At 43.8% G+C, this 14,719-nt stretch carries 17 protein-coding genes; 14 read left to right on the plus strand and 3 right to left on the minus strand.

What is annotated here, in order from left to right; translation table 11 throughout:
- Nucleotides 1-9: 9 nt before the first annotated feature.
- From OTG27_RS01490 to OTG27_RS01500, 3 genes are all read right to left on the minus strand, one after another.
- Nucleotides 10-153: a YwzD family small protein gene (locus OTG27_RS01490; RefSeq protein WP_268936019.1), complete on the minus strand. Its 144-nt coding sequence runs from the start codon at nucleotides 151-153 to the stop codon at nucleotides 10-12.
- A gap of 78 nt (nucleotides 154-231) precedes the next feature.
- Entirely contained in the window at nucleotides 232-864 is a 633-nt protein-coding gene (locus OTG27_RS01495; protein WP_268936020.1) for a class D sortase, read from the minus strand.
- Nucleotide 865: 1 nt separating this feature from the next.
- Nucleotides 866-1,903, minus strand: coding sequence for a processed acidic surface protein (locus OTG27_RS01500; protein ID WP_268936021.1), 1,038 nt, complete (start codon nucleotides 1,901-1,903; stop codon nucleotides 866-868).
- Nucleotides 1,904-2,376: 473 nt separating this feature from the next.
- On the opposite strand from OTG27_RS01500, the gene OTG27_RS01505 reads away from it, so the two are divergent.
- The 14 genes from OTG27_RS01505 (at nucleotide 2,377) to OTG27_RS01570 (ending at nucleotide 14,655) form a co-directional block, all read left to right on the plus strand.
- Complete coding sequence (locus OTG27_RS01505) at nucleotides 2,377-3,561, plus strand: ATP phosphoribosyltransferase regulatory subunit (protein ID WP_268936022.1); 1,185 nt, start codon at nucleotides 2,377-2,379, stop codon at nucleotides 3,559-3,561.
- Nucleotides 3,554-4,183, plus strand: coding sequence for an ATP phosphoribosyltransferase (gene hisG / locus OTG27_RS01510; RefSeq protein ID WP_034311625.1), 630 nt, complete (start codon nucleotides 3,554-3,556; stop codon nucleotides 4,181-4,183). The genes OTG27_RS01505 and hisG overlap by 8 nt, the downstream gene beginning before the upstream one ends.
- A gap of 26 nt (nucleotides 4,184-4,209) precedes the next feature.
- The gene (hisD, locus tag OTG27_RS01515; protein WP_268936024.1) at nucleotides 4,210-5,499 is read left to right on the plus strand and encodes a histidinol dehydrogenase; all 1,290 of its coding nucleotides are present in this window, start codon (nucleotides 4,210-4,212) and stop codon (nucleotides 5,497-5,499) included.
- Nucleotides 5,500-5,588: 89 nt separating this feature from the next.
- Complete coding sequence (gene hisB / locus OTG27_RS01520) at nucleotides 5,589-6,176, plus strand: imidazoleglycerol-phosphate dehydratase HisB (RefSeq protein WP_048688005.1); 588 nt, start codon at nucleotides 5,589-5,591, stop codon at nucleotides 6,174-6,176.
- The gene (hisH, locus tag OTG27_RS01525) at nucleotides 6,177-6,809 is read left to right on the plus strand and encodes an imidazole glycerol phosphate synthase subunit HisH (protein ID WP_054398702.1); all 633 of its coding nucleotides are present in this window, start codon (nucleotides 6,177-6,179) and stop codon (nucleotides 6,807-6,809) included.
- Nucleotides 6,806-7,540, plus strand: a complete 735-nt coding sequence (hisA, locus tag OTG27_RS01530) for a 1-(5-phosphoribosyl)-5-[(5-phosphoribosylamino)methylideneamino]imidazole-4-carboxamide isomerase (protein WP_034309946.1) — start codon at nucleotides 6,806-6,808, stop codon at nucleotides 7,538-7,540. Before hisH ends, hisA begins: the two co-directional genes overlap by 4 nt.
- Nucleotides 7,541-8,299 (plus strand): imidazole glycerol phosphate synthase subunit HisF, encoded by a 759-nt coding sequence (hisF, locus tag OTG27_RS01535; protein WP_034309948.1) that lies wholly within the window; start codon nucleotides 7,541-7,543, stop codon nucleotides 8,297-8,299.
- A complete protein-coding gene (gene hisIE / locus OTG27_RS01540) occupies nucleotides 8,296-8,952 on the plus strand; it encodes a bifunctional phosphoribosyl-AMP cyclohydrolase/phosphoribosyl-ATP diphosphatase HisIE (RefSeq protein ID WP_268936025.1) in 657 nt (218 codons plus the stop codon). The genes hisF and hisIE overlap by 4 nt, the downstream gene beginning before the upstream one ends.
- A gap of 38 nt (nucleotides 8,953-8,990) precedes the next feature.
- Nucleotides 8,991-9,170 (plus strand): hypothetical protein, encoded by a 180-nt coding sequence (locus tag OTG27_RS01545; protein WP_268563784.1) that lies wholly within the window; start codon nucleotides 8,991-8,993, stop codon nucleotides 9,168-9,170.
- Nucleotides 9,163-10,665 carry a tetratricopeptide repeat protein gene (locus OTG27_RS01550; RefSeq protein ID WP_053536816.1) on the plus strand — a complete coding sequence of 501 codons (1,503 nt, stop codon included), beginning with the start codon at nucleotides 9,163-9,165 and terminating at the stop codon, nucleotides 10,663-10,665. Before OTG27_RS01545 ends, OTG27_RS01550 begins: the two co-directional genes overlap by 8 nt.
- 103 nt (nucleotides 10,666-10,768) lie before the next feature.
- Nucleotides 10,769-11,716: a thioredoxin-disulfide reductase gene (gene trxB, locus OTG27_RS01555; protein WP_034309960.1), complete on the plus strand. Its 948-nt coding sequence runs from the start codon at nucleotides 10,769-10,771 to the stop codon at nucleotides 11,714-11,716.
- Nucleotides 11,717-12,275: 559 nt separating this feature from the next.
- Entirely contained in the window at nucleotides 12,276-12,734 is a 459-nt protein-coding gene (locus OTG27_RS01560; RefSeq protein WP_053536815.1) for an NUDIX hydrolase, read from the plus strand.
- A 45-nt stretch (nucleotides 12,735-12,779) separates the two neighbouring features.
- On the plus strand, nucleotides 12,780-13,679 hold the full coding sequence (rapZ, locus tag OTG27_RS01565) for an RNase adapter RapZ (protein WP_034309965.1): 900 nt from the start codon (nucleotides 12,780-12,782) through the stop codon (nucleotides 13,677-13,679).
- Nucleotides 13,669-14,655: a gluconeogenesis factor YvcK family protein gene (locus OTG27_RS01570; RefSeq protein WP_057278110.1), complete on the plus strand. Its 987-nt coding sequence runs from the start codon at nucleotides 13,669-13,671 to the stop codon at nucleotides 14,653-14,655. The genes rapZ and OTG27_RS01570 overlap by 11 nt, the downstream gene beginning before the upstream one ends.
- Nucleotides 14,656-14,719 lie beyond the last annotated feature (64 nt).

Consider the following 14,719-nt stretch of genomic DNA (forward strand, 5'->3'; position numbering starts at 1 on the left):
GGTCCTTTTTTAATGGCACTTTGGGTATAACGGAGTCAGTTCATTCTTTAGATGCTCTATCACTTCGTTGATTGATATATTTTCATGGTTCACCGTCGTCTCATACGTTTCTTTTAAAATTTGAAAAAACCTTTCCTGTGCCTGTTTTTCCATATTGGACTTGTCCTCCTATCATCTAGTAAAGATTCATGAAGAGGGAGCTGAACGACTTCAGCCCCGCATCTCATTTATCTATTCCGATTTCAATAAATCGGCAACCAATACGTACCGTTCCGGTGCACTACCAATATATGAAAAAGGGTAGCAGGTTGTTACTGTAAGTGTGGTTTTAGGCTTGGGAACGATCACGGTACGGTCATCCGCATCGACGATACGGACCTTCCTCACTTTATATGTAAACGTACCTGCTTCTGTCTTGGCAATCAGCAAGTCACCCTCGCCGACTTCACCTAGATCTCTGAAAATTGTATCTCGATGACCGGATAAAACGGAATTATCCTTTTCACCGGGAAGAACGGACCCCGCATAGTGACCGACGCCCTTTTCGAGTTCATCTTCGTCCGTTCCGTGATAAATTGGGAGTGTTGCCTCGATTTTTGGGATATAAAGCTCACCCATCAAATCACCTGTCTCCGGTCGTTCTTCATATAGTTCAAGTCCATCGGGACTATTTGCTTTCGTCTTCGGTTCGGGGAGCTTAGCCGTCGCTTCCGTCGTGTCAGATTCATTCCATTTATATAGGACATAGCCTTTTAACAGCGTATAAGCGTTTGTCGTTGTAAAATAAAAACCTAAAGTTAAAAAGCAAACAGCAGTGATAAGCAACGATTTTTTCTTATGCCTGGATTGCCCATTTTTGCTCATCTTAATTAGTGAGTCTCGCTTTTCTAATTAATCCGAAAGCGATACCCATCAACACTAAACCGCATAAAGCACCGAATAAATAATTACCTGCCGTTTTAGGAAGCACTCCGCCTTTTTCCGTTTTATGCTCAGGTTTTGCCGGTTTCTTCTTTTCTTTTTTTACCTCAGCCACTTTAGAAATGACCTTGGTGGACTGTTTCATGTCATTGCCGGTTTCTTTCACTAAATTGGAACCGATCATTTCACCAGTCAATGTAAAATCGAGCAGGAAATGGCCGTTTAAATCATAAATGGAAACTAGTAAACTAGCATTCGTCAATTCCTTAAGCTGGAATAGTGCCTCAAGGGATAGGTTTGTCGTGACACCATCCTGAATTAAAGAAAATTTGAATTGAATTTGCAGCAAGCTTTGAAGATCATTATATATCGAAAGCAATTCAGCCACTTGTTCTGCAGATAATTCATCAATTGTTTCAAAATACTCGAGTTGATTCATCCTATCGGAGATCGCCATTAAACGAGATTCAAAAGAAGGGTCTTCGACGATAGGCAAAAGGTGGTTCATGAATCTGTCGAGCTCTTCGTCAGTAAGGCCGATCTCAGTAAAGAGACCATCCATTAAATCGCTGATCTCTTCCTCATCATAATCCATTTCCAAATCGATGATATCCTCAATGTCGTAAATGAAATGGAAGGTATCGATGATGGAATCACCCTCTTCCAGTTCGCCGTATTCCATTAATAATTCAGTAAGTTCAGCTTCTGTCATTTCATATTGTTTAAGTAGATTCTGTAAGGTCTCAGGAGTGACGGCAGGTCCTAATGTTTCACGCAACTCTTCTGCCGATTTCAGTTCATTCAATGTTAAGTCGTAATAGGATAAATACTCTTCCAATTCTTCTTGCGTCATTCTAACTTCAGAAAGGTATGCATTAAGCTCATCCTGGTTGATCTTAGTCGCCGCAAAACCCTTCGTTCCGCTTGAACCCAGTGAAAAAAGAACGATAAGTGCCACAAAAAACGAAAAATATCTCTTCATTCCCATATCCTACTAAATTTATCTAATATTGCCAAACACCTATGTATTATAAAACAGCTAAACCAAAAGGTACACATTAATAACAATGAATGGCTAAAGATAGGAAGAAGTATCCGGGGAAAAGGACATAAACCGATCATGAAGAATATCCAAGACCGACGTGGTATGGAAGGAATGGGATTAGGCATATTTTCCTTGACGTGAGGTGGGGGCAGGGGTAAACTATTAATAACTTCAACCTGCTACCATATTAGCGAACTAAAGTGATTTAATAGATTATTGCGATTATTTATAGGATTATGTCATTTTATTTGATACTATTTTTATATGTTATCCGAAATTTGGATTTAAGCGTGAAAACCTTGGAAAGATAAAGGATAAACAAAATAGGGAATGGGTGCATCGGTTTTTGCCTATAGGCGGACCGATTGGATATATAGATAGTAATCAATATTGCAAAAGGATGTGCAGTCGTGACAAAGCCATTTATGTTTGAAAAACCATTAGGCATGAGAGATACATTGCCGGTGCTGTATGAAACGAAAGTGTCGGCCAGAAATAAAATGAGTGATGAAATCAAGAAGTGGGGCTATCAATTTATTGAAACGCCAGCTTTGGAATATTATGAAACAATTGGCGAGGCTTCAGCAATATTGGATCAACAGTTGTTCAAACTTCTTGATTCCCAGGGGCATACGCTCGTCCTCCGTCCCGAGATGACAGCGCCCATTGCACGGGTCGCAGCATCCAAACTGCTAAAACAGCAAATTCCGCTTCGCCTGGCCTATTCCGCGAATGTATACCGGGCACAGCAGCGTGAAGGAGGCAAGCCGGCAGAATTCGAACAGATTGGCATTGAATGTATCGGAAATAAGTCAATAAGTGCCGATGCTGAAATGATTGCCCTGCTTGCGGATGCTCTAAAGGCTGCAGGGCTTCAGGAATTTAAAATTTCCATTGGACATATCGGATTTCTGCAAGAGTTTTTCTTGAGCATTCTAGGTACGGAGGAAAGGGCCTCTATATTAAGGAAGTTTTTGTATGAAAAAAATTATGTTGGTTATCGTGAGCATGTTAAATCACTTCCGCTTTCATCCATTGATAAACAACGGCTTATCGAATTTACCTCCTTACGTGGCAGTGAAGGAACCATGGAAAGGGCGCTAGGATTGGTTGAAAATAATAAAGGGCAAGATTCTTTGGCTGAACTGAAGGAATTGTCTGCACAGCTAAAAGAGTTTGACGTTGAACAATATGTGAGCTTCGACCTAACATTGGTCAGTCATATGAGTTATTACACGGGAACTTTATTTGAAGTGTATGCCGGACAAGTCGGTTCTCCAATCGGCAATGGCGGCCGGTATGATAATCTGCTTGAGAAGTTCGGCTGGAATGCTTCAGCCACAGGTTTTGCAATCCGGGTGGATCGTCTTGCAGAAGCTCTTGGGGAGCCGATTCAGCCTGTCGCGCCAGAATGTATTTTATTCAGTCCCGAACGAAGATTGGAAGCGATCGGTTTTGCAAGGGAAAAACGCTCCGGAGGGAAATCGGTAACGATTCAAGATATTACAGTCGTCCAAAATGTCGATGCTTTTACACGGACATTTTCTGAAGTTCATTTATTCGTGGGGAACGGGGGGAATGGAAAAGATGAATAATAGCTTTTTAACGATTGCCATGCCGAAAGGGAGAATATTTGAAGAAGCGGCAGAGCTATTAAGAAGGGCCGGTTTTCGTCTCCCTCCCGAGTTTGATGATTCCCGGAAATTGATCCTTGAGGTGGAAGAAGAGAATCTGCGGTTCATTTTAGCTAAACCGATGGATGTCGTAACCTATGTGGAACACGGCGTCGCTGACATTGGAATTGCAGGGAAGGATGTCATGCTTGAGGAAGAACGTGATGTTTATGAGTTACTTGATTTGAAAATCAGTGCCTGCTACTTGGCCGTAGCTGGACTGCCTGGTACGAAAATAAGTGACATCGCCCCCAAAATAGCCAGTAAATACCCGAATGTTGCTTCCAGTTATTTTCGCGAGCAGGGGGAGCAAGTCGAGATTATAAAGTTGAATGGGTCTATTGAGTTAGCACCGTTAATTGGTTTAGCCGAACGGATCGTCGATATCGTTTCAACCGGGCGGACATTGAAGGAAAACGGTCTTGTGGAATATGCGAAAATCGCCAATGTGACTTCGAGGCTGGTAGCAAACCCTGTCAGCTATCGAATTAAAGAAGCAAGGATTACCGAAATCGTGGAACGGCTAGCAGAAATTATTGAATAGTAAAGAATCGCTAATGAGGTGAAGGTATGAAAATAGAACGGTTTACTGAAGGGATTTCCCTGAAACGTTCGGTTGAAGCAGGTACTGCCGATCAAAGAAAAGCGGTTCAGGATATTATTTATGATGTCAGGAAACGCGGAAACGCGGCTTTACATACCTATACCGAACGTTTCGATGGTGTCAGTCCAGGAGAATTGCTTGTATCGGAGCAGGAAATGGAAGAAGCGACAGCGGCATTGACTGCTGAGCAGCTTGATATTATTCAAGAAGCTGCGAATAATATCCGAATGTTTCACGAGAAACAAATTCGAAATTCATGGTTTACGACTGATGATACAGGTACGATGCTAGGACAAAAATTGACACCTCTTGATGCTGTAGGTGTTTATGTACCTGGAGGCACAGCGGCCTATCCTTCGTCAGTATTGATGAATGCACTGCCTGCGAAGGCCGCGGGGGTGGAACGGATCGTTATGGTATCTCCTCCAGGGAAAGATGGGAAATTATCGCCAGCGGTTTTGGCAGCCGCCAAAATTGCCGGAGTTAAGGAAATCTATAAAGTTGGCGGGGCTCAGGCCATAGCTGCCCTCGCTTATGGGACGGAAACAATTAAGAAAGTGGATAAAATAGTGGGTCCGGGAAATATATATGTGGCGTTAGCGAAGCGCGAAGTATTCGGGGATGTCGCCATTGATATGATCGCAGGTCCAAGTGAAATAGCGGTCTTGGCGGACGAAACGGCCATCGCTGCAGAAGTAGCGGCAGACTTGTTATCACAGGCAGAGCATGATGCCCGGGCTTGCAGTGTTTTGGTCACGACTTCTGCATCTCTAGCAGAAGAAGTGGCAGAAGAAGTGACCAACCAGGTGGCGTTGCTTCCGCGTCATGATATTGCTGCAGCATCGATAAGGGATTATGGAAGAATCGTTGTATGCGGGAATATGGCAGAAGCTGTTGAAGCGATTAATGAACTTGCACCGGAACATTTGGAAATTGTGACCAAAGATGCACTTGAAATCATGGCTAAAATCCGCCATGCCGGTGCAATCTTCATTGGCCGCTTTAGCTCGGAGCCTGTCGGGGATTACTTTGCAGGCCCCAATCATGTGTTGCCTACCAATGGAACCGCCCGTTTTTCCAGCCCGCTGAATGTGGATGATTTCCAAAAGAAATCGAGCATCATCATGTATAGTGAAACGGCCTTCCGCAAAAATGCAGAAAAAATCGCAGCATTTGCCCGAATGGAAGGACTTGAGGCCCATGCCCGTGCCATCGAATCACGTGGTGTGAATGAATCGGGAAAAGGTCCTGAATGATTAAATAAGTGAAATCAGTGATATAAAGACTTTAGACATGCTTTTACATCTTGGGAAAAGGGGTCGTACCCCGTTGAGGAGGAGCTGTAATGGAACGTTTTGCTAGTGTGGAGCGAAAGACGAATGAAACGGAAATAAGTTTGAAGTTTGATGTGGATGGGGAAGGTAATTCCTCCATTAAGACCGGCGTTCCGTTTATGACGCATATGCTGGATTTGTTCACGAAACACGGGAAGTTTGATTTGACAGTAGATGCAAATGGGGATACAGACGTGGATGATCACCATACAACTGAAGATATTGGCATTTGCTTGGGGCAGACGTTATTGGAGGCCCTTGGAGACAAGCGCGGGATAAAGCGTTACGGAAATGCTTTCGTACCTATGGATGAAGCACTCGCCCAGGTTGTCATCGATTTAAGCAACCGTCCGCATCTGGAGTTCCGGGCTGAGTTTCCTTCGCAAAAGGTCGGTACTTTCGATACTGAACTGGTGCACGAGTTTCTTTGGAAATTCGCTCTTGAAGCCAGGATGAACCTTCATGTAGTCGTTCATTACGGTCACAACACACATCATATGATCGAAGCAATATTCAAAGCGCTTGGCCGTGCATTGGATGAAGCTACGACAATCGATCCACGTGTCAAAGGCATCCCTTCGACGAAAGGAATGTTGTAAATGATCGGGATCGTCGATTATGGCATGGGGAATTTATTTTCTGTAAGTAAAGGTCTTGAGCGCCTTGGTGCCGATTCATTCATTTCCGATGACCCAAAAGAACTTTCAAAGTCGAAAGGGATCATACTTCCCGGCGTTGGCTCTTTCAGGGATGCCATGAGTCTTTTGGAAAAACAAAAGCTAGATGAATTCCTGCGGGGATATGTAGCGGATGGGGGATACCTATTAGGCATCTGCCTTGGTATGCAGCTTCTCTTTGATGAAAGTGAGGAAAATGGACCGGCAAAAGGATTATCCCTCATCCCGGGAAAAGTCGTTCGTTTTAAGGGAGTGGATGCGAATGACCAGGTTTATAAAGTGCCGCACATGGGCTGGAATCGACTTGAATTCAAACACGCATCACCAGTGAATGAGGGGCTGGAAGAGGAACATGTTTATTTCGTCCATTCATACTACGTCGATACAGATGAATCATTCGTTACCGCTTCGGCGACGTATGATGTGGAAGTTCCGGCGATCGTCGGTAAAGGGAATGTGTTCGGCATGCAGTTCCATCCGGAAAAAAGCGGGAATATGGGCATGTCACTCTTGAGAAATTATCTGTCATTAGTAGAAGGGAAGGAAGAAGCATGAGCAACTTTACTATTTACCCGGCGATTGATATGCGCGGAGGCAAATGCGTCCGCTTAATCCAGGGAGATTACAATCAGGAAACCGTTTATGGTGATTCCCCCTTCGATATGGCTAAAAGCTTTGCAGACCAAGGAGCCGGTTGGATACATATGGTCGACCTTGACGGAGCTAAAGAGGGAGTAAGAATCAATGATTCATACGTAATTAAAGCGGCAAGTGAGTTAGGCGCCCGCATTCAAATCGGCGGCGGCATCCGAACGGAACGGGATATAGCCCATTATCTGGATAATGGAGTGGAACGTGTCATTCTAGGCAGCTCGGCCGTTTCAGACCCTGATTTCACTAAAGATATGATTAGGAAATATGGAAGCCATATTGCTATCGGGATCGATGCGAAGGATGGCAAGGTTGCCACTCATGGCTGGCTTCAAACGTCTGGAACCCTTGCGGTAGATCTTGGCAAACTACTGGCCGATGCTGGTGCCGAGACCTTTATCGTGACTGATATCGCGACGGATGGCATGCTTTCAGGGCCGAATGTGAAAGGTATATTGGCCATGGCGGAGGCAACTGGTAAAAACGTGATTGCTTCAGGAGGCATTAGTTCACTCGAAGACCTTATCACCCTCAAGGAGTTTGAAGCCCAAGGCATTGCAGGGGCTATCATCGGCAAGGCACTTTATACCAACCGCTTTACTGTAGAAGAAGCACTAGAAAAGGTGCGTGGTTAAATGCTCACTAAACGAATTATTCCATGTCTCGATGTAAAAGATGGGCGCGTAGTCAAGGGCATACAATTTGTTTCCCTTAGGGATGCTGGAGATCCGGTCGAACTTGCAGCCTTTTACGATCAAGAAGGTGCCGATGAGCTTGTCTTCCTGGATATTTCCGCATCACATGAAGGCAGGGAAACGATCGTCGACGTCGTTCAAGCGGTAGCGGGCAGCTTGGCAATCCCGTTCACGGTGGGCGGCGGCATTAATTCATTGGCGGATATGAAGAAGATCCTGCGGGCGGGTGCCGATAAAGTTTCCCTAAATACAGCAGCCATCCTGCGTCCTGAGTTAATTAATGAAGGTGCTGATTATTTTGGTTCCCAATGTATCGTGGTTGCCATAGACGCCCGATATGATGAAGGGCTTGGGTCATGGCGCGTATATACCCACGGCGGCCGGAAACCGACTGAATGGGAAGTGACCGAGTGGGCGCAGGAAGCCGTATCCCGCGGTGCTGGGGAAATTTTATTGACAAGCATGGATTGTGACGGCGAGAAACAAGGGTTTAATATCGCTTTGACAAAAACGGTATCTGAAGCCGTTTCAGTTCCGGTCATCGCCTCTGGCGGGGCAGGCAACGCTGAACATTTCCAGGAAGCCTTCCAAGAAGGTAAAGCCGACGCAGCATTAGCGGCATCGATTTTTCATTATAAAGAAACATCCGTTAAAGAAGTCAAAGCGTTTCTCAAACAACAAGGAGTGGTTGTACGATGAATCTTGAAACTATTAAATATGACGAAAAAGGTCTGGTACCGGCAATTATTCAAGATGCAGGAACAGGCGAAGTGCTGACACTTGCTTACATGAATCAAGAATCTCTGCAATTGTCGATTGAAAAAGGGGAAACGGTTTTCTTCAGCCGTTCGCGCAATGAATTATGGCATAAAGGAGCAACCAGCGGCAATATCCAGAAAATCACCGAAATGAAGTATGACTGCGATCAAGATGCATTGGTCGTGCGGGTCGTGCCTGCAGGACCTGCGTGCCATACTGGGGCATCAAGCTGTTTTAGCGAAACGATTTACCAAAACGGTGAAGCCGGACAAGGCGTGAAGGCGAATGTGACTTTCTTGACGGAATTAGAAAGATTGATTGAAAAAAGAAAATCGGAAATGCCTGAAGGTTCATATACGACCTACCTATTCGATAAGGGCGTTGATAAGATCCTGAAGAAAGTCGGTGAAGAAGCGGCAGAAGTGATCATTGCTGCTAAGAACCGTGATGCAGAGGAACTTTCGATGGAAAGTGCCGATCTCCTCTATCACTTATTCGTTCTTCTTCAAGAGCAGGAGCTGCCTTTCCAAGCGGTGCTTGATGTATTGAAGGCTAGACATGCCGATAAGGACGAACCGAAAGAAACCGAATGAATGGTGATTGCCCTCCGTCAATAGGAGGGCTTTTTTGTGTGTTCACGATGGCGGGCAGTGATCCTGAATCAACATATGACAGGGAAAATGCTTCAATTTTTCTTGAAGAAAACATGATGATTCCCGTTTTCCATTTTCTTGAATTGTTCGGCAAATTTTCTCCAATATGTTATAATACTATGGTTAATCAACTTGTAGATGGAGGATTACATGAGTAAAGACTCTAAATTTGGCCAACAGGCAAAAATTCTAACCTTTCACCCAACAGGTGAATATTATTTCACCAAGGGTTTAAAAGCTTATCATAGACGGGAATTACCTAAATCAAAGAAATACCTGGAACGTGCGCTGGAACTTGAACCTGCTGAACCGATGATAGCTTGTCAATTGGCTATCACTTGCTCGGAAATCGGTGAATATAATTATTCAAACAACCTTTTGGAAAACATCTTGGATGTGATGGATCCTTATATGTCGGAATGTCATTACTTCCTGGCGAATAATTATGCCCACTTAGGCATGTTCAAGGAGGCTTATCGTCACGCCAGTGCTTATCTTGATAAAGAAGAAGACGGGGAGTTCAGCGATGACGCAGAGGATTTGCTTGAATTGATAACTTTTGAGTCGGATGAGTCAGAAGAAAATCCCTTTAAGCATGATGGGCTCATTACCAAACAGGAACAAGCCCGCGAGTACCTGGAATCAGGCAATTTCCCGAAGGCGATCGAAGTGCTGAAAGAAACGATTGCCGAGTACGAGGATTACTGGTCCGCTTATAATAACCTGGCACTTGCCTATTTCTATCTTGGTCAAGTGAATGAAGCTTTTGCAACACTTGATGAGGTACTGGAAAAAAGTCCGGGAAACCTGCATGCGCTTTGTAACCTTGTTGTATTTCATCATTATCAACAGGATGAGGCAAAGGTTGAAGAGCTCATACAGATGCTGGAGAAAATTAGGCCGATGCTATCCGAACACCGTTTCAAGCTTGGAGCGACCTTCGCTCTGATCGGAAATTATGCTTCTGCATATAATTGGCTTAAAGGACTTCAAAAGCAAGGGTTCGAAGGAGATGGAACCTTCTACTATTGGCTTACCATTTCCGCTTACCACTTAGGCCACGAACAGGCTGCCAAAAAAGCATGGAAAAAGGTCGTGGAAATGAATCCGGAAAAGGAAGGCATGGAGCCTTGGGGAGATATGAATGCAACTTCAGATGGTTTTGAACATCATTTTCCTTCTATTATAAAAAGGCTGGAAAGTGAATTCATCGAAGAAAGGCTTTTTGCCATTTTCCTTCTGAAACATTCGGTTCATAAACAGAAGCTATTGAAAAACCAGGTCCTTAACCTAAACCAGAATTTCACTGAATTGGAACGTGATTATGCCGAACTTGTTCAAGGTCCTGCTAAAGATCGCCAATTAACACCGATTGATTTTGCCGATCGCACAGCTGAGTTATTATATCAGCATTTCCAACCGATACAATTAAATGAAGCCGGGCTCTATTTAATGTGGTTTTCCGTTTTCATCGAAGCGGTGAAATCCGAGCAGAAGCTAAATAATCCTGCAGGATGGGCATCTGCGGTGGAGTATGTGTGGATTCAGCTTAAAAGTGAGAAGGCGAGCAAACAGGCAATTGCAGACAAACATTTCATTTCGGTGTCCACCTTATCTAAGTACGTGAAGTTGGTTCAAAACTTACTCGGATGAGCAGATATTTGGACGAAAAATTATTTGTTATATAGGATAATAGGTAGGGAACACTAACCGTAGTGAAGGTTCCATTTGTAATGGAATATGGAGGAGTGAAAACATGTCTGAAAAAATTTATGACGTTGTTATTATTGGAGCTGGTCCTGCAGGGATGACGGCGGCTGTCTATACATCACGTGCGAACCTTTCAACATTGATGTTAGAACGCGGGGTACCGGGCGGGCAAATGGCCAATACGGAGGAAGTAGAAAATTATCCTGGATTCGACACTATACTCGGACCTGAACTTTCAACGAAAATGTTTGACCATGCAAAGAAATTCGGTGCGGAGTATGCCTATGGGGATGTTAAGGAAATCATCGACGGTGAAGAGTATAAAACGATCAAAGCCGGTTCAAAGGAATTCAAAGCACGTTCAATCATCATTTCATCTGGTGCCGAATACAAGAAAATCGGCGTTCCTGGCGAAAAAGAATTGGGCGGCCGCGGTGTATCGTATTGTGCAGTTTGTGATGGTGCATTCTTCAAGCAAAAAGAACTGTTCGTTATCGGCGGCGGAGACTCTGCTGTTGAAGAGGGTGTGTACTTAACCCGCTTTGCTTCGAAAGTGACGATCGTTCACAGACGTGACGAACTTCGTGCTCAAAAGATTCTTCAAGATCGTGCATTTGCCAATGAGAAAATTAACTTCATCTGGAATCACACTTTGAAGGAAATCAATGAAAAAGGCGGCAAGGTCGGCGGTGTCACACTAGTTTCCACTGAAAACGGAGAAGAGACAGTGATGGACGCAGACGGTGTATTCATTTATATCGGAATGCTTCCGCTAACGAAACCATTTGAAAACTTGGGCATCTTGAACTCAACAGGCTATATTGAAACGAATGATCGGATGGAAACACGCGTACCTGGTATTTTCGCTGCAGGTGATGTTCGTGAAAAAACATTGCGCCAAATCGTTACAGCTACAGGCGATGGAAGCATTGCCGCCCAATCCGCTCAGCATTTTGTTGAGGAACTTCAAGAAAAGTTGCAGCCAAAGGCTTGATTTCACAAGAATATACAATCGTAATTCCGTTTTAACGAGGTTGTAACATGCGTGAAATAATGATTCGGTATAGTAGGGGATAGAAGTTGACCCCCTTTAATTATAAACGTTTAAGGACACAGAATAAGTTTCTGTGTCTTTTTTTTTGTTTTCCTGCTTTGAGACTATATCTTTAGTTCCAATTTTTAGGATGTACCCAGCGGTTTTTAATGTGAAACAAGTCATTCCTTTGCATTTAGGAAGCGAAAGTGGAGAAGAATAGGAGGTAAGCAGGATAAAGGCTTACCTATGTGATTCCTTGCGATTGAAGATTCCCCCAATGCAGGAAGTTTACTTTATTGTTAGCTTATTTTAAAAATAGTATAATGATAAGATATACTAAACATATATATATCTTTCATAATGGTAAGAAGATGAAAAATACAACTTGTTTGAACTATTAGCATTTGTAGATCGCCAAATGGATATCTTGCGGCGGTTTAAGGATATAAACTGAATCTCTTCAACACGGGGGGTGAAGGTTTCTATTAGTCGAGCAGAGCCAATCGAGGTGAAGAACGTGCAACGTGTCACAAACTGTGTATTGATCAGAGATAACCAAATCCTCTTATTGAAAAAGCCTAGACGCGGATGGTGGGTAGCTCCAGGCGGCAAGATGGAACCTGGGGAATCTGTTCGCGATGCTTGCATTAGGGAATATCGCGAAGAAACGGGCGTTTATTTAAAAAACCCTTCCATCAAAGGTATTTTCACCTTCATCATGAAGGACGGAGATAAAGTTTTATCAGAATGGATGATGTTCACTTTCTTTGCAACGGATTCCGATGGTATAAATGTGGATGTTTGTGAAGAAGGGGAACTTAGCTGGCATCCGGTTGAAGATGTTAAAAAGCTGATGATGGCTGAAGGTGACTTTCACATCCTGGATTATATGGTTCATGGCAGTGGTATCATCTATGGAACCTTTACCTACACGCCTGAGTTCAAGCTGCTTTCTTACCGGTTAGATCCAGGTTAATTTTTAGAGATAAAAAAGATTGCTATACATGGGGGCGGAGAAACTATGAGTACAGGGCAGATGAGTGAAACGCAATTGGTCATCATTACCGGAATGTCCGGAGCAGGTAAGACAGTGGCGGTTCAAAGTTTTGAAGACCTCGGCTTTTTTTGCGTCGATAATTTGCCGCCCACGCTGTTGCCAAAGTTTTTGGAGTTAATGAAGGACTCCGGGAATAAGATGAATAAAGTGGCTCTTGTCATGGATTTAAGGGGGAGGGAATTTTTTGATTCCTTGTTTCTTGCACTGGATAATTTATCGGATGCAGCTGCAGTATCACCAAGAATCCTTTTTCTTGAAGCTGATGATGATTCCTTGGTACGCAGATATAAGGAAACGAGAAGGACCCATCCCCTTGCTCCATTAGGCCGGCCATTGGAAGGCATTAAAATGGAACGGGAACTTTTGGACGAATTGAAGGGAAGGGCCCAGTTGATCTTTAATACTTCCCAACTGAAACCGCGCGAATTGAGGGAGAAAATCGCTTCGGAGTTTTCTGCTGATAAAAGTGTCGGTTTTACAGTCAATGTCATGTCGTTCGGGTTCAAGCATGGTCTGCCGATAGATGCCGACCTTGTATTTGATGTACGGTTCCTGCCAAATCCATATTATATTGACCATATGAGGCCAAGGACTGGCTTGGAACAGGAAGTGTCTAGTTACGTTTTAAAATGGAGTGAAACGCAAAAATTCTTGGAAAAAGTGACCGATCTGCTCGCTTTCATGCTTCCGTATTATAAACGTGAAGGGAAAGCGCAGCTTGTTGTTGCGATTGGGTGTACAGGCGGCCAGCATCGTTCTGTAGCATTGACGGAGTATATTTCAAACCACTTCAAAAAGGATTACAGGGTTCAAGTATCACATCGCGATATCGAAAAAAGTAAGGGGAAAGCAGATGTTAGATAAAAAGAAACAGCCTAAGGTTGTGATCATCGGTGGAGGAACCGGCCTTCCTGTTTTGTTGAGAGGGTTAAAGAAGCATCCGGTGGATATAACGGCAATCGTAACGGTAGCTGATGATGGTGGAAGTTCAGGCCGCCTTCGCGAAGATATGGATATTCCCGCTCCGGGTGATATTCGTAACGTGCTGGCTGCGTTATCGGATGTAGAGCCCCTTGTTGAACAAATGTTTCAGCATCGCTTTCAAAGTAAAAATGAGTTGTCCGGCCATTCGCTTGGGAATTTGATACTTGCGGCAATGACTTCGCTGACCGGGGATTTCGTCCATGCGATCCAGGAAATGAGTAAATTCCTTAATGTCCGCGGTAAAGTGCTTCCGGCTGCGAATCAAAGTGTGGTTCTCCATGCAGAGATGGATGACGGCACGATTGTTACAGGAGAGTCCAAGATTCCCTTCTCAGGAAAGAAAATAAAAAAAGTGTTCCTGTCTCCTCATCATATAAAGCCGCTTAGTGAAACTCTCCAGGAAATCAAGCAGGCAGATCTTATAGTCATAGGTCCAGGAAGCCTATATACTAGCATTCTGCCTAACTTACTTGTCCCTGGTTTAGGAGAAGAGGTTGCCCGTTCCAAGGCGAAGAAGGTGTACATTTGCAATTTGATGACACAAGCCGGCGAGACTCTGGATTATAGCGCGAGTGATCATATAAAAGCGATATATGACCATATGGGAAATGCATATATTGACAGGATACTTGTTAATAATGAGGAAATACCAACCGAGATTCAGCAGCGCTATCAAGCTGAATATGCCAAACCGGTCATGTATGATGTGGAAAGCTTAAAAATGATGGGTCTTGAAATCATACAAGAACGCATTTTCAGCTATGAAGGGAATGTAATACGCCATGATACGAAAAAAGTGGCGGATTTGCTTTATAATATGCTTGTAAATGAAACAAAAAGCCACATAGAACCGTAGATATAAGCGGGGACGGCTTTTTGATTGATAAAAATAGATTACCTGCGTTCGATTGGGGGTGAAA

This window comes from Peribacillus sp. AS_2 (assembly GCF_026891895.1).
In the GTDB taxonomy this organism is placed as follows: domain Bacteria; phylum Bacillota; class Bacilli; order Bacillales; family DSM-1321; genus Peribacillus; species Peribacillus frigoritolerans.